This window comes from Mesorhizobium tianshanense (assembly GCF_007830515.1).
GTDB classification, from domain to species: Bacteria; Pseudomonadota; Alphaproteobacteria; order Rhizobiales; family Rhizobiaceae; genus Mesorhizobium; species Mesorhizobium tianshanense.
Genome location: NZ_VLKT01000031.1, coordinates 63,539 through 78,031 on the forward strand (window position 1 = coordinate 63,539; position 14,493 = coordinate 78,031).

At 64.1% G+C, this 14,493-nt stretch carries 13 protein-coding genes; 8 read left to right on the forward strand and 5 right to left on the reverse strand.

Going from position 1 to position 14,493, the window contains the following annotated elements:
- Positions 1–15 precede the first annotated feature (15 nt).
- The 8 genes from IQ26_RS23325 (at position 16) to IQ26_RS23360 (ending at position 9,125) form a co-directional block, all read left to right on the forward strand.
- Positions 16–1,188 carry an iron-containing alcohol dehydrogenase gene (locus IQ26_RS23325; protein ID WP_145720679.1) on the forward strand — a complete coding sequence of 391 codons (1,173 nt, stop codon included), beginning with the start codon at positions 16–18 and terminating at the stop codon, positions 1,186–1,188.
- A gap of 242 nt (positions 1,189–1,430) precedes the next feature.
- Positions 1,431–2,537, forward strand: a complete 1,107-nt coding sequence (locus IQ26_RS23330) for an ABC transporter substrate-binding protein (RefSeq protein WP_145720680.1) — start codon at positions 1,431–1,433, stop codon at positions 2,535–2,537.
- A gap of 60 nt (positions 2,538–2,597) precedes the next feature.
- Positions 2,598–3,587 carry an ABC transporter permease gene (locus IQ26_RS23335; protein WP_145720681.1) on the forward strand — a complete coding sequence of 330 codons (990 nt, stop codon included), beginning with the start codon at positions 2,598–2,600 and terminating at the stop codon, positions 3,585–3,587.
- The gene (locus IQ26_RS23340) at positions 3,584–4,375 is read left to right on the forward strand and encodes an ABC transporter permease (RefSeq protein ID WP_145720682.1); all 792 of its coding nucleotides are present in this window, start codon (positions 3,584–3,586) and stop codon (positions 4,373–4,375) included. The genes IQ26_RS23335 and IQ26_RS23340 overlap by 4 nt, the downstream gene beginning before the upstream one ends.
- 28 nt (positions 4,376–4,403) lie before the next feature.
- Positions 4,404–5,468: an ABC transporter ATP-binding protein gene (locus IQ26_RS23345; protein WP_145720683.1), complete on the forward strand. Its 1,065-nt coding sequence runs from the start codon at positions 4,404–4,406 to the stop codon at positions 5,466–5,468.
- Positions 5,469–5,590: 122 nt separating this feature from the next.
- Positions 5,591–7,141, forward strand: a complete 1,551-nt coding sequence (locus IQ26_RS23350) for a cation:proton antiporter (RefSeq protein WP_145720684.1) — start codon at positions 5,591–5,593, stop codon at positions 7,139–7,141.
- Positions 7,142–7,357: 216 nt separating this feature from the next.
- Positions 7,358–8,272, forward strand: coding sequence for an endonuclease/exonuclease/phosphatase family protein (locus IQ26_RS23355; RefSeq protein WP_145720685.1), 915 nt, complete (start codon positions 7,358–7,360; stop codon positions 8,270–8,272).
- A 7-nt stretch (positions 8,273–8,279) separates the two neighbouring features.
- On the forward strand, positions 8,280–9,125 hold the full coding sequence (locus IQ26_RS23360; RefSeq protein ID WP_145720686.1) for an EamA family transporter: 846 nt from the start codon (positions 8,280–8,282) through the stop codon (positions 9,123–9,125).
- 1 nt (position 9,126) lies between these two features.
- Here the strand turns inward: IQ26_RS23360 and IQ26_RS23365 are convergent, their stop codons facing one another.
- Genes IQ26_RS23365 through IQ26_RS23385 form a run of 5 tightly spaced genes read right to left on the reverse strand, consistent with a single transcriptional unit; the run spans position 9,127 to position 14,493 of the window.
- Positions 9,127–9,441: a Dabb family protein gene (locus IQ26_RS23365; protein ID WP_145720687.1), complete on the reverse strand. Its 315-nt coding sequence runs from the start codon at positions 9,439–9,441 to the stop codon at positions 9,127–9,129.
- A gap of 18 nt (positions 9,442–9,459) precedes the next feature.
- Positions 9,460–11,088, reverse strand: a complete 1,629-nt coding sequence (locus tag IQ26_RS23370) for a GMC family oxidoreductase (protein ID WP_145720688.1) — start codon at positions 11,086–11,088, stop codon at positions 9,460–9,462.
- 12 nt (positions 11,089–11,100) lie between these two features.
- Positions 11,101–11,862 (reverse strand): 3-ketoacyl-ACP reductase, encoded by a 762-nt coding sequence (locus IQ26_RS23375; RefSeq protein WP_145720689.1) that lies wholly within the window; start codon positions 11,860–11,862, stop codon positions 11,101–11,103.
- A complete protein-coding gene (locus IQ26_RS23380) occupies positions 11,859–13,373 on the reverse strand; it encodes a GMC oxidoreductase (protein WP_145720690.1) in 1,515 nt (504 codons plus the stop codon). The genes IQ26_RS23375 and IQ26_RS23380 overlap by 4 nt, the downstream gene beginning before the upstream one ends.
- A 4-nt stretch (positions 13,374–13,377) precedes the next feature.
- Positions 13,378–14,493, reverse strand: a complete 1,116-nt coding sequence (locus IQ26_RS23385; RefSeq protein ID WP_145720691.1) for an ABC transporter ATP-binding protein — start codon at positions 14,491–14,493, stop codon at positions 13,378–13,380.

Sequence of the window (14,493 nt, forward strand, 5' to 3'; positions counted from 1 at the left end):
TTCCGAAAGAACAAAATGTCAAAACTCATTTCCAAATGGAACTACCCGACGACCGTGCGCTTCGGCGCGGGGCGCATCAAGGAATTGCCTGATGTGCTTGATGCCACCGGCATCAAGCGGCCGCTGTTCGTCACCGATCCAGGGCTGGCGAAGCTGCCAGTGGTCGCCTCGACGCTGAAGATCCTCGACGACGCGAAGGTACCCTATGGGGTGTTCTCCGAGGTGAAGCCGAACCCGGTGGACTCCAACCTGACCGCCGGCATCGCGGTGTTCAAGAAGGGAAAGCATGACGGCGTCATCGCCTTCGGCGGCGGCTCGGCGCTCGATCTCGGCAAACTGATCGCCTTCCAGGCAGGCCAGACGCGGCCGGTCTGGGATTTCGAGGATGTCGGCGACTGGTGGACGCGCGCCAACTCCGATGCGATCGCACCGATCATCGCCGTGCCGACCACGGCTGGCACCGGCTCCGAGGTCGGCCGCGCCGGCGTCATCACCAATGAGGAGACCCATACCAAGAAGGTCATCTTCCACCCGAAACTTTTGCCGGCGATCGTCATCGCCGATCCGGAATTGTCGGTCGGCATGCCGGGCTTCATCACGGCCGGCACCGGCATGGACGCGCTCGCCCATTGTCTCGAGGCCTATTGCGCGCCTGGCTATCATCCGATGGCCGACGGCATCGCTGTCGAAGGCGTGCGGCTCGTCTTCGAAAACCTGCCGAAAGCCTATGCCAACGGCAAGGATCTCGTCGCCCGCGCCCACATGATGAGCGCTGCCGCGATGGGGGCGGCCGCCTTCCAGAAGGGGCTGGGCGCCATCCACTCGCTGTCGCATCCGATCGGCGCGCTCTACGACACCCATCACGGCATGACCAACGCCGTTTTCATGCCTTATGTGCTGGCCTTCAACCGCGACGCCATCGAGGAGCGCATAGCCCGGCTCGCCGCCTATTGCGGCATCAAGGGCGGCTTTGACGGTTTCGCCAGGGCGGTCATCAAGCTGCGCAAGGAGTTGAAGGTGCCGCATGCGCTGCCGGGCCTGATCAAGGGGCTCGACATGGACAAGAAACGCAAGAGCCTGATCGCCGACATGGCGGTGGTCGATCCGACCGCCGGCGGCAATCCGGTCAAGCTGACCAAGAAGGCGGCGCTGACGCTGCTCGAAAACGTCATCGCCGGCACCGTCTGAGACGGTTTTCGCACCGGAAATTGATCTGGGAAATGAGGGCAAAGAAAGGGGGAAAGGATGGCAGGCAAGACAGAAATTCATTAGCCGGAAAAAGAATCGCGGAGCGATTGCTACAGCCGGTTAAAAAGAGTTTACTTTTTCGCACTGCGGGCGCCGGTTTCACAAAGTTTTCATCTGACTGTCACACGAAAACGGTACCGCATCGCAGGCGTCCAACGGCGTCAGTTCAACGGAGAGAACACATGTTCAAATTCACGGGAAAAGTGCTTTCCCTTTCGGCCGTCGCCCTGATGGCGACCTCTGCCATCTCGTCGGCCCAGTCCATGGATGAACTGGTCGCCGCCGCCAAGGCGGAAGGCCAGCTCACCACCATCGCGCTGCCGCATGACTGGTGCGGCTATGGCGCTGTCATCGACGGCTTCAAGGCGAAGTATCCGGAAATCACCATCAACGAGCTCAACCCCGATGCCGGTTCCGGCGACGAGATCGAGGCGATCAAGGCCAACAAGGACAATAAGGGCCCGCAGGCGCCTGATGTCATCGACGTCGGCCTGTCCTTCGGCCCCACCGCCAAGGCCGATGGCCTGCTGATGCCCTACAAGGTGTCGACCTGGGATTCGATCCCCGACAGCGCCAAGGATGCCGAGGGCTACTGGACCGGCGACTATTACGGCGTGCTGGCGATGATGGTGAACAAGGATCTGGTCAAGGAAGTGCCGGCCGATTGGGCCGATCTTCTCAAGCCGGAATATGCCAATGCCGTCGCTCTCGCCGGCGATCCACGCGCCTCGAACCAGGCCATCCAGGCTGTTTACGCGGCCGGCCTTTCGAGCGGTGCGGCGGCCGGCGAAGCCGCTGGTACTGCCGGCCTCGACTTCTTCAAGAAGCTCAATGCCGCCGGCAATTTCGTGCCGGTCATCGGCAAGCCGGCGACACTTGCACAGGGTCAGACGCCAATCCTGATCAACTGGGACTACAATGCGCTTGCCGGCCGCGACACGCTGAACGGCAACCCGCCGGTCGATGTCGTCGTGCCGAAGACCGGTGTCGTCGCCGGCGTGTACGTGCAGGCGATCAGCGCCTATGCGCCGCATCCGAATGCCGCCAAGCTCTGGCTGGAATATCTCTATTCCGACGAAGGCCAGATCGGCTGGCTGAAGGGCTATTGCCATCCGATCCGCTTCAACGATCTCGCCAAGAACGGCAAGATCCCGGAGGACGTGCTGGCCAAGCTGCCGCCGGCCGCATCCTATGAGGCCGCGGTGTTCCCGACGCTCGATGAGCAGGGCAAGGCCAAGGAAGCCATTACCAAGAACTGGGACGCAGTCGTCGGCGCCAACGTTCAGTAAGATTGAAAGCCACCGGGCGGCCTCACAGCCGCCCGGTCTCCCTCGAACGGTAGCCGGCGCATGACCGATCTCTCGCTTTCCGATCACGCAATTGCCGGGAAGACGGCGCCGCCCAGCGAGGCGCGCGCGTTTCGGCTGCCGACGCAGTGGCTGGGCGTGGCGCCATTCTTCATCTTCGCCGTCATGTTCCTGATCCTGCCGACCCTCTATCTGGTGCTGGGCGCCTTCCAGAACGCTGCCGGCGCGTTCACCTTCGACAACATTGTCGGTATCTTCGACCCGCCCAATTTGTCGAACTATGTCCAGTGCCAATATGATTCCTGGATCTCCTGGGCCGACGGAAACTGCAGGCTGCCCACTATCCTTGCCGCCTACTGGATATCGATCAAGATCAGCCTTGCCTCGTCGCTCATCGGCGCATTTGCCGGCCTGGCCATTGCCATTGCCATCGTGCGCGGCGGCCTGCCGAACTGGATACGCTCGGCGACATTGACCTTTTCCGGCGTGGCTTCCAATTTCGCCGGCGTGCCGCTGGCCTTCGCCTTCCTTGCCACGCTCGGCCGGCTCGGCCTCGTCACGGTGATCCTGAACACCGTGTTCGGCCTCAACATCTATGCCCACGGCTTCAACATCCTGTCCTTCTGGGGCCTGACGCTCACCTACGTCTATTTCCAGATCCCGCTGATGGTGGTCATCATCACGCCGGCGATCGACGGGCTGAAGAAGGAATGGGGCGAAGCCGCCGCCACGCTTGGCGCCACCACTGCGCAATACTGGCGCATGGTCGTCATCCCGGTGATCTGGCCGAGCTTTCTCGGCACCGTCATCCTTTTGTTCGCCAATGCGTTCGGCGCCATCGCCACCGCCTATGCGCTGACCGGCTCGTCGCTCAACATCATTCCCATCGTGCTCTACGCGCAGATCCGCGGCGACGTGCTGCACAACCCGCATCTCGGCTATGCCATTGCCTTCGGCATGATCGTCATCACCGGCCTCGCCAACGTCTTCTACATCTGGTTCCGGACGCGCAGCGAAAGGTGGCTCAAATGAAGAGCGGACGTTTCTGGGCCTGGGTCGTCTTCGCGCTGGGCGCGGCCTATTTCTTCATTCCGCTCATCGCGACCGTCGAATTCTCGATGCGCATGCGGCGCGGCGTCTATTCCCTCGATGCTTACAAGGTCGTGCTCGGCGACCCCCGCTTCCAGGCGACCTTCGGCTACTCCGTGCTCGCCGCCGTCTTCACCATCATCCTCGGCGTGCTGATCGTCGTGCCCACCGCGTACTGGATCCGGCTGCGGCTGCCGCAACTGAGGCCGGTCGTCGAGTTCATCACGCTGCTGCCGCTGGTCATCCCGGCCATCGTCATCGTCTTCGGCTACATCAGAATGTACGGATCGAGCTCGCCGCTGCCGTTCCTGGCGAGCGGTAGGGGCACCGACGCCTTGCTGGTCATCGGCTATGCGACGCTCGCGCTGCCCTATATGTATCGTGCCGTCGACACCGGGCTTCGCACCATCGACGTGCGCACGCTGACGGAGGCGGCGCAGATCCTCGGCGCCGGATGGGGCACGATCATCACCCGCGTCATCCTGCCAAACGTGCTGATCGCGGTTCTGTCGGGCGCCTTCCTCACCTTCGCCATCGTCATCGGCGAATTCACCATGGCCAGCCTGCTCAATCGGCCGGCCTTCGGCCCGTATCTGCAGAACATCGGCGCCAATCGTGCCTACGAGCCGGCGGCGCTTGCCATCATCGCCTTTGCCATCACCTGGGGCTGCATGTCGCTGATCCAGATCCTGTCGCGTTTTGCGCCGAGATCGGCGAACCGCCCAAATTGATCGAAAAGCACTGACCGAAAGAAAAGCCATGGCCGAGCCATTCCTCTCAATCCAGCAGGTGCGAAAATCCTTCGGCGCCACCACCGTGGTCCAGGATTTCAATCTCGATGTCGAGCCCGGCGAGTTCGTCTCCTTCCTCGGGCCATCGGGCTGCGGCAAGACGACGGTGCTGCGCATGGTCGCCGGCTTCGAGGAGCCGAGTGCCGGCAAGATCGTGGTGGCCGGCAAGGACATCACCCGGCTCAAGCCCAACCAGCGCAACGTCGGCATGGTGTTCCAGGCCTATGCGCTGTTTCCGAACCTGACCGTGGCGCAGAACATCGGCTTCGGGCTTAAGGTCGCGGGCATGCCCAAGGCCGATGCCGACAGGCGCGTGGCCGAGATGCTCGACCTCATCAAGCTGCCGCAGATGGGCGACCGCTATCCCTATCAGCTCTCCGGCGGCCAGCAGCAGCGTATCGCGCTGGCGCGGGCAATTGCGCCGAAGCCGAAGCTCCTGCTGCTCGACGAGCCGCTGTCGGCGCTCGATGCCAAGGTGCGCGTGTCGCTGCGCGAGGAAATCCGCTCGATCCAGAAGAAGCTCGGCATCACCACCATCTTCGTCACCCACGACCAGGAAGAGGCGCTGTCGATCTCCGACCGCATCGCCGTCATGTATGGCGGCAAGGCCGAGCAGGTCGGCACGCCGTTCGAGATCTACAACCGGCCTGCGACCAAGTTCGTCGCCAATTTCGTCGGCACGCTGAACGTGCTCGAAGGCACCGTCACCGACGCGGCATCTGGCAAGGTGCGGGTCAACGCGCAGGAGGTCTCGCTGAAGGGAAAGCTCAACGGCTCCAAGTCCGGCGACACGCTGTCGCTGGCGCTGCGGCCCGAGGCGATTTCGCTCGGCCGCCATCCCGGCCGCGATTCGAGCCTTTCGGGCGAGATCGCCGAGGTGCATTTCCTCGGCTCGGTCATCCGGGTCCGGGTCGGCATCGGCGGCAGCACGGTGTCGCTCGACACGTTCAACAGCCCGGCCACCCCGCCGCCCGCCGTCGGCGAAAAGGCCGAGATTTCCTTCTCGTCGGGCGACATGCTGGTGCTGCATTAGGGCAGAGACCCTGACGCCATTTCGGGCCTATGCTTCACAAATCCCGTGGAACAGATCGTGGCGGTATGAAACCGTCCGCTTTTTGCAGTGCCAATCGTCTTATTCCGCGGCTACGATAAGGCATGGCGCTTTTCGAGCTGACCCTCGTTCTCCTGCTGATAGCCGTCGCGCTGACGGCGCTGTCGCGGCGTCTCGAGGTTCCCTATCCTTCCTTGCTGGCGCTGGCGGGGGCCGGCATCGCCTTCCTGCCCTTCGCACCGACCATCGAGATCGACCCGGAACTGGCGCTTGCCCTGTTCGTCGCGCCGGTGCTTCTCGACGCGCCTTACGACACATCGCTGCGCGATCTCAATCGCTACCGGCTGCCGCTCTTCTTGCTGGCGCTTGGCGCCGTCGTTTTCACCACCGCGGCCGTGGCGCTGTTCGGCTGGATAATGGCAGGCCTGCCTCTCGCCGCGGCTATCGCCCTTGGCGCCATTGTCGCGCCGCCCGACGCCGTCGCGGCGTCGGCCGTGCTTGGACAGTTCAAGGTCCCGCACCGCATCACCGCCATCCTGCAGGGCGAAAGCCTGCTCAACGACGCCACCGCTCTCCTGATCTACCGGATGGCGGTTTCGGCAGCCATCGGCTCCGTCCTGCTGAGCAGCGCCGTTCCAACGATCCTGCTGTCGACGGTCGGCAGCCTTGCGGCCGGCTACGCGCTCGGCCGGCTGTTTCTCGTCACGCTCGCTCGCATCAGAGATCCGGCAAGTGGCACGGTGGTGCAATTCGTGGGGACATTCGGCGTCTGGATCCTGGCCGACAGGATCGGGCTCTCCGCCATCATAACCATCGTCGTGTATGCCATGACCATCGCGCGCACCGCGCCGCGCCGCATGCCGGCCAGAAATCGCGTCAGCTCCTACTCGGTCTGGGAAACGGCGGTCTTCGTGCTCAACGTGCTGGCCTTCGTCCTGATGGGCCTTCAGGCACGATCGATCGTCAACCGGCTGGCCGAGCAGGGGCAGGGCGAAGCCTTCGTCTTCGCGGCAGCCGTGCTGGCTGTCGTCATCGTTTCGCGCCTTGTCTGGGTGTTGGGATGCGGCGCGATCATCAGGTGGCTTGCCAGCTTCGGTGACGCGGACCGGCAGGCCGAAGCCCCGTCGTTTCGCGGCGGCGTGCTGATCGGCTGGTGCGGCATGCGTGGCCTGGTCACCCTTGCGGCAGCGTTCGCCTTGCCGGCCGACTTTCCGGGCCGCGATCCGATCGTGCTCGCTGCCTTCTCGGTCGTCCTCGGCACATTGGTGCTGCAAGGCATGAGCCTGAAGCTGATGCTGCGCCTGCTTCGGCTCGACCCTGATCAGACAGTCGACCTCGAGGTTGCGAAGGGCCGCATCGCCATCATGCAGGCCGCGATGGACGTGTTGAGCGGCAAGACATCGAATGCCGCGGCCGCGGTGCGCGAGCAATTTACCGCGCAGCGCATGATCGCCGAAAACCCGGAGGACGCCCAGGCGGCTACCGAGTATGACAGGTTGCGGTTGTATGCCATCAAGAGCCAGCGCGATGCGCTGGAACGGCTGCGCATCGACGGGATGATCGGCGACGAAGCGTATCATCGCCTGGAGGAAGAAATCGACTGGTCGGAACTGGCCGCGTCTCCGCACGGGCGGTTCGAGCCGCTGACGACTTGAAGCGCGTCGTGTTGGAGGGGATTCATGCGACGCGCTTCAAGTTTCTTGTTCTTAGGCATGCGTTATCCCAAAACCGCTGCGCACCCTCGGTTCACGCCCGAGGGCATGCTTTTTGAGCGACATGCATTAGCGCTGGTCTACCCCGTCATCCGCCCGGCACATTGCAACCAATCCGCCGAACCGCTACTGCCATCAGGAAATTGAGCCGGATAAGCAATGAAGCTGGTCAGCTACAACATCCAGTACGGGTTCGGCGGCGACGGCCGCTACGATCTCGCGCGCTGCGCCAAGGTCGTCGCCGGCGCCGACATCATCGCGTTGCAGGAAGTGGAACGGTACTGGCTGCGCAGCAACGAGGACGACCAGCCGGACGTCCTTTCGCGGCTGCTGCCCGAGTACTATTGCGTCTACGGCCCAGCCTTCGACATGGACGCCAGCGAGCGGCGTGACGGCCGCATCGTCAACCGGCGGCGGCAATTCGGCACCATGGTGCTGTCGAAGTTGCCGATCATCTGGTCACGCCTGCACACGCTGCCGCTGCGCCGCACGATGCGTCCGCTCAACACCCGCAACGCGGCGCTCGAATGCATGTTCCGCACGCCTGCCGGTCCGGTGCGGGTGCTGTCGTTGCATCTCGCGCATATCGCGGCCGAGGAGCGGCTGGAGCAGATCGACTATCTCTTGGCCGAACATCGCCGGGCACCAATCGACGGTGGCCCATGGAGCGGCGCCGACGATGAGCCCGTGCGCAACTGGAGCAATGGCGAGCCGGAGCCGGAAAACCCGCCGGCGGCGATCTGGATGGGCGATTTCAACATGGAGCCGGGCAGCGCCGAATACCGGCGCATCGTCGGCAGCACGCCCTATCATCGGGGCGCTGCCTATCTCGACGGTTTTGTCGATGCCGCCGCCGTCGCCAGCGAACCGACGTCGGATTTCCACACCCATGTGAAGACAATCGACGGCAGGCTGACGGAGCGACGGCTCGACCATTGCTTCGTCGGCGGCATGTTTGCCGGACGCGTGCGCTCGGTCAGCGCCGATATCGGCGAAATCGCCTCCGACCATTTTCCGCTGCGGGTCGACATCGACTTGGAAACACCGTTCGCGACAGGGATCGGAGGCGCATGAGCCGCCGATGACCTTGTTTGTCTTCTTCGCGGTGCTTGCTGCCGCGGCCATGCACGCGATCTGGAACGCGCTGGTCAAGGTCCATCTCGACCGCTTCCTGTCGATCACGCTGATGACGCTCGGCATGGGCGCAGTGGCGCTTGTGGCGCTGCCTTTCGTCGAGGTGCCGAAATCGGACGTGTGGCCCTACATCATCGCCTCGGTGATCTTCCACATGGGTTACAGGACGTTCCTGATCGGCGCCTACAAGGCCGGCGATTTCGCCCAGACCTATCCGCTGGCGCGCGGCACCGCGCCGCTGCTTGCGGCAGTTGGCGGCATGGCGGTCGTCGCCGAAATTCCAGCGCCGCTGGCCGTTCTCGGCATCGTTCTGTTGTCGGCCGGCACGCTGGTGCTGTCGTTTCGCGGCGGCGCGCATCTGGAGCGGCTGAATCTGCGTGCGGTCGGCTTCGCTCTGGGCACCTCGATCTTCATCGCGAGCTACACGCTGTCCGACGGCAGCGGTGCGCGGCTGGCCGCGACGGCCTCGAGCTATGCCGCGTGGCTGTTCGTTTGCGATGCGCTCTGGGCGCTTGTGCTGTGCCTGATCTTCCGCGGGCCACAGGCGCTGCCAGTGCTGGCGCGCGACTGGAAGGCGGGCGTGTACACCGGCGTGCTCAGCGGCGCTGCCTACTGGATCGTGATGTGGGCGATGACCAAGGCGCCGATCGCCTCGGTCGCGGCGCTGCGCGAAACCTCGATCCTGTTCGCCATGATGATCTCGGTGTTTGCGCTCGGCGAGAAGATGACGGCCTGGCGGGGTGCTGCCGTGCTCAGCATCGTTGCCGGCGTCGTCGCGCTGAGGCTTGGATAAGCTAAATGCTTATCTCGAGATCGAACACCATCAGCCCGTCGGTGCCGCCTTCAAGCGCCGCGACCAGTCGGGCGCCGGCTCGTTGGTGGGCCTCATGCACCAGATAGGCATCGCGCGCGGCTGCATCGCGGAAGTCGATGGTGAAGCCGTGCGTAAAGCCGCGCGCGAACGGTTCCGGGCTGGTGTTGGCGCTGAGTTCGACCTTGCCCATGCCGTCGATCACCCGCCACAGCGCCTCGAGGTCGGCATGGATCGCCGCACGCTCGGTGGTATCGACATCGTCGCGGAATCTGAAAGAAACACAGTGCCTGATCATTTTTTCTCTTTATTCTCTCTATGCTGCGCGGTTGTCTGAGAATACGGCCGGCGGCAGCGGCTCGCGGCCAAGGATCAGATCAGCACCTTTTTCGCCGACCATGATGGTAGGCGCATTGGTGTTGGAGGAGGGGATGCGCGGCATCACCGAGGCGTCGCAGACGCGCAGGCCTTCGATGCCGCGCAGCCTAAGATCCGGCGTTACCACGCTCGTATCGTCATGACCCATGCGGCAGGTGCCGACAGGGTGGTGGTCGGTCTTGGAACTGCGGCAGGCATAGTCGAACAGCTCGTCGTCGCTGGTGAGTGTTGGACCCGGCAGCACCTCGCGCAGCACGTAGGGCGCAAGCGCCTTCTGCCGCATGATCTCGCGCGCCAGCCTGAGCCCTTTGATCGACATGTCGCGGTCGTAGGGATCGGACCAGTAATTCGGATCGATCAGCGGGCGGTCGGCCGGGTCGGCGCTGTTCAGCCGCACCGTGCCGCGCGAACGCGGGCGCAGGAAAGCCGAGTTCAGCGTCACGCCCGGATTCCTGAGTTTTTCGACGCCGGCCTCGATGCCGGAACCGAGCCCGAGGTGGAACTGGATGTCGGGCGAGGCGGCGGTCGGGTCGGCGTACCAGAAGCCGCCGGTCTCGAACAGGCTGGAGGCAACCGGGCCCTTTTTCAGCAGCAGATACTGCAGGCCGGCCCATACCGTCCGGTGCAGCTTGGCGTAGTTGTCATAGGTGTGGTCGCCGGTGCATTCGGCAATGACGAACAGGTCGAGATGGTCCTGGAGGTTGGAGCCGACACCGGGGAGATCGTGCACCGGCGCCACGCCGACCGATTTCAGATGGTCGGCCGGGCCGATGCCCGACTGCATCAAAAGCTTCGGCGAGCCGATGGCGCCTGACGAGACGATCACCTCGCGCTCGGCGCGCAGGGTCGTCGGTTGTCCGCCCGGCCTGTCGACGGTCTCGACACCGACGGCGCGGCCCTTGTCGATGACGATGCGCGTCACCAGTACATCGGTCCTGACGGTCAGGTTCTTGCGTTCGCGGATCGGCCTGAGATAGGCAACCGAGGCGGAGGAGCGCCTGGCATCCTTCTGCGTTAGCTGATAGTAGCCGACGCCTTCTTGGGCTACCCCGTTGAAGTCCGGGTTGAAGGGGATGCCCATCTCCTGGCCGGCGCGGAAATAGGCCTCGCAGATCGGCAGCGGCGCAATTGGGTTCGAGACGCCGAGCGGGCCCTGGTCGCCGTGAAAATCGTTGGCGTAGCGCTGATTGTTCTCGGCCCGCTTGAAATAGGGCAGCACGTCGCGATAGCCCCAGCCGGCGAGCCCCTCTTCCTTCTCCCAGGCGTCGTAGTCGCGGGCATTGCCGCGTGTGTAGATCTGGGCGTTGATCGAAGAGCCGCCGCCGATGACCTTGGCCTGCGTGTACCAGAAGGTGCGGTCCTTCATGTGCTTCTGCGGTACGGTCGACCAGCCCCAGGAGGCGATGCCCTTGGTCATCTTGGCGAAGCCGGCCGGCATGTGGATCAGCGGGTGCCAGTCCTTGCCGCCGGCTTCGAGCAACAACACCCGATGCGACGGATCTTCGCTCAGCCGGTTGGCCAGGACGCAGCCGGCCGGGCCGGCGCCAACGATGATGTAGTCGGTCATGGCGTCACCTGTTCACAGCCTCGGCACCGACAGCGCGCCGTCGACATTGATGATCGAGCCGGTCGAAAAGCCGAGCCTGCCGCCGGCGAGCGCGGCGACGGCGGCGCCGACATCGGCGGCTTCGCCCCAGCGCCTTGTCGGCACCAGCCCGCCGTCGATCAGACTGTCATATTTAGCGGTCACGCCTGATGTCATGTCGGTGCGGATGATACCCGGCCGCACCTCGAACACAGCGATGTTTTCGGCGGCGAGCCGGAGCGCGAGAGTCTTCACCCACATCGAAAGCCCGGCCTTGGAGATGCAATAATCGGCACGTTCCGGCGATGCCATTTCGGCGCTGACCGAGGTGATGGTGATGATCGACCTGGGGTGATCGCCCGGCGCAGCAAGCATCGCCCTGGCAACGGCCTGGCTGAGGAACACGGTGCCGCGCAGATTGATGGCGAGGATCCGGTCGAAATCTTCCGGTTTGAGATCCAGCAGGTCACCACGCACGATGGAGCCGATGCCGGCATTGTTGACCAGGCAGTCGATGCGGCCGAAGGCGCTTGTCGCGGCATCGACCAGCGCTGAATGGCTGTCGAAATCGGCGATGTCACTGCGGTGGTAGGCGAATTTCGCGCCGCGGGCGGCGATGTTGGCGGCAAGCCCGTCGCCGGCTTTTTCGGCAAGATCAACGACAAGGATTTCGAAACCGGCATCGGCCAGCGCCTCGGCGCAGGCAAGGCCGATGCCGCGCGCGCCGCCGGTGACGATGGCTGCCGGGCGGCTCATGCGATAAGCTCCGTCTTGCGAATGTGGTCGGCGACGCGCAGTGCTTGTGCTGCGATCGACAGCGCCGGGTTGACGGCTGCCGAATTCGGCAGGAAGCCGGCATCGACGACGAACAGGTTCTTGTGGTCGAACGACCTGCAGAACGGGTCAAGCGGCGAGGTCGCGGGATCGTCGCCCATCTTCACCGTGCCGCACTGGTGCGACGGCGTGCGCTTGTCGAAAGGCCGCGACAGGACGATCGGATAGCCGCAGGCGCGGAAGTTCTCGCGCATCACCTTGGTCAGCCCGTCGAGCGACTGCATGTTGGAGCGCCGCCACTGCATGACGATGTCCTTGCCGTCGACCATGATGCGGCTTTCGGGATCGGGCAGGTCCTCGCACATCAGGTACCAGTCGATGGCATGGCCGGCCATGAAGTCCAGCGCGAATTTGGGTGCAAGCTTGACGTTGGCCCTCAGGATGTTGCCATCGATCTTGCCCAGAAGCTGGACGTTGCCGAGCGGCTTGCCGCCCTTGCCGTCGGACAGATAGTAGTCGTTGAGCATCAGCGTCTTCTGGTAGACGGCATCGTTCCTGCGGCGCGGATCGATCGCCAGCATGGCGCTCGAATTGTGGTTCATGAAGTTACGGCCGACCTGGTCGGAGCGGTTGGCGAGGCCCTTGCCCCCTCCCTTGCTGCTGGGGGAGAGCGAACGCAGCAGGATGACCGCTGAATTGACCGCGCCGGCCGAGAGGATGACCAGCTTCGGCGTGACTTTCTTTAACTCGCCGTTCTGGTTGTAGTGGACGGCTGCGATGGTTTTGCCGTCGCTCGCGGCTTCGAGATATTCGACATGAGCGCCGGTCTCGAGCTGGATGTTCCGGTCGGCAAGGGCCGCCGTCAGCGGTCCCGATTGGGCGTCGACCTTACCGGTCCCGGTGTTGGGAAAGGCGTCCCAGCCTGTCTTGCCGTCCTTCAGCCAGGCGTCGATGTCGACGCCGAGCGGCAGCGATGCCGGGTGCAGGCCGAGGCCCTTGAGTTCGGCACGCGCACGCGCGATCGGCGGCTCGTCCGGCACCGGCCCGAAGGCGTAGGGGATCGAGTGGAACGGCTCGGTCGGATCTTCGCCGAGCGCGCCGCGCACGCGGAAAAGCTGTTCGGCCTTCGAATACCAGGGCTCGAACTCGTCATAGGAAAACGGCCAGGCCGGCGAGATGCCGCCATAATGCTCCATGGCGGAAAAGTCTTGCCTGCGGTAGCGGATCAGCACCGCGCCATAGAATTTCGAATTGCCGCCGACATAGTAGTAATTGCCGGGATTGAACGCAGCGCCGCCGGCCTCGCGCCACATCTCTTTCGGCCGGTAGTGGCCATCGACGAAGATGGCGCGCGTGTCGCGCGTATGCGGCGTCGCCGGCAGCTTCTCGCCGCGCTCCAGCATCAGGATCGAAGCGCCGCTGCCGGCCAGGCCGGAAGCGATCGTGGCGCCGCCGATGCCGGAGCCGATGATGACGATGTCCGGGTTGCTCATGGCGCTAAAGGATGCGGTTCTCGGTCGCCGGATCGAAGAACACCGCCTTGGTGAGGTTGAAGGCGAGCGGCGTCACCGTTCCCGGCTGGATCTTGGCGTCGGCGCGCAGCCGCGCCACCACGGCCTTGCCGCCGAGATTGGTAACGGCGAAGGTGTCGGAGCCTGCCGGCTCGATCACCTCGATATGGCAATCGGCGGTGGCGATGTTGGAGGCGTTGCGCTCGGCCCCTTCCGGATCGGTCAGCGCTTCGGGGCGGACACCGAAGATGACCGGCTTGCCCTGGAATGCCGACAGGCCTGCCGGTGGATCGGCGAGCGGCAGGGAGATCGGCTCGCGCCCATCGCGCTGCAGCACCACCGACAACCCGCTGCCATTGCCGCCGATCGTCGCCGGCACCAGGTTCATCGCCGGCGAGCCCATGAAGTCGGCGACGAAGATGTTGGTCGGATTGTTGTAGATCTCGGCCGGCGTACCGAATTGCTGCACCTCGCCGTCGCGCATCACCGCGATCTTGGTGGCCAGCGTCATCGCCTCGATCTGGTCATGGGTGACATAGACGATCGTGGTGCCGGTGGTCGCGTGCAGGCGCTTGATCTCGATGCGCATGTCGACGCGCAGCTTGGCGTCGAGATTGGACAAAGGTTCGTCGAAGAGAAAGAGCTTGGGATCGCGTACCAGCGCCCGGCCCATGGCGACGCGCTGGCGCTGGCCGCCGGAAAGCTGGCTCGGCTTGCGCTGCAAGAGGTGGCCGATCTGAAGCACCTTGGCCACCTTGTCGATCGCCTTCTGACGTTCGGCGGCGGGTACGCCGCGCATCTCCATGCCGAAGGCGATATTTCCGGCCACCGTCATGTTCGGATAGAGCGCGTAGCTCTGGAACACCATGGCGATGTCGCGCTTCGAAGGATGGAGATCGTTGATCGTGCGGCCGTCGACGCGGATTTCGCCTTCGGTGATGGTTTCCAGGCCGGCGATGGTGTTGAGCAGGGTGGACTTGCCGCAGCCGGACGGGCCGACCAGCACGAGGAAGCCGCCCTTTTCGAGATCGACGTCGATCCCCTTCAGGATCTCCACCGATCCGAACCGCTTCTTCAGCCCAGCAATTTCGAGAAAAGCCAT

Coding starts and splice junctions, on each gene's coding strand:
- IQ26_RS23325 (WP_145720679.1), top strand. CDS start 16: ATGTCAAAACTCATTTCCAAATGGAACTACCCGACGACCGTGCGCTTC.
- IQ26_RS23330 (WP_145720680.1), top strand. CDS start 1,431: ATGTTCAAATTCACGGGAAAAGTGCTTTCCCTTTCGGCCGTCGCCCTG.
- IQ26_RS23335 (WP_145720681.1), top strand. CDS start 2,598: ATGACCGATCTCTCGCTTTCCGATCACGCAATTGCCGGGAAGACGGCG.
- IQ26_RS23340 (WP_145720682.1), top strand. CDS start 3,584: ATGAAGAGCGGACGTTTCTGGGCCTGGGTCGTCTTCGCGCTGGGCGCG.
- IQ26_RS23345 (WP_145720683.1), top strand. CDS start 4,404: ATGGCCGAGCCATTCCTCTCAATCCAGCAGGTGCGAAAATCCTTCGGC.
- IQ26_RS23350 (WP_145720684.1), top strand. CDS start 5,591: ATGGCGCTTTTCGAGCTGACCCTCGTTCTCCTGCTGATAGCCGTCGCG.
- IQ26_RS23355 (WP_145720685.1), top strand. CDS start 7,358: ATGAAGCTGGTCAGCTACAACATCCAGTACGGGTTCGGCGGCGACGGC.
- IQ26_RS23360 (WP_145720686.1), top strand. CDS start 8,280: ATGACCTTGTTTGTCTTCTTCGCGGTGCTTGCTGCCGCGGCCATGCAC.
- IQ26_RS23365 (WP_145720687.1), bottom strand. CDS start 9,441: ATGATCAGGCACTGTGTTTCTTTCAGATTCCGCGACGATGTCGATACC.
- IQ26_RS23370 (WP_145720688.1), bottom strand. CDS start 11,088: ATGACCGACTACATCATCGTTGGCGCCGGCCCGGCCGGCTGCGTCCTG.
- IQ26_RS23375 (WP_145720689.1), bottom strand. CDS start 11,862: ATGAGCCGCCCGGCAGCCATCGTCACCGGCGGCGCGCGCGGCATCGGC.
- IQ26_RS23380 (WP_145720690.1), bottom strand. CDS start 13,373: ATGAGCAACCCGGACATCGTCATCATCGGCTCCGGCATCGGCGGCGCC.
- IQ26_RS23385 (WP_145720691.1), bottom strand. CDS start 14,493: ATGGCTTTTCTCGAAATTGCTGGGCTGAAGAAGCGGTTCGGATCGGTG.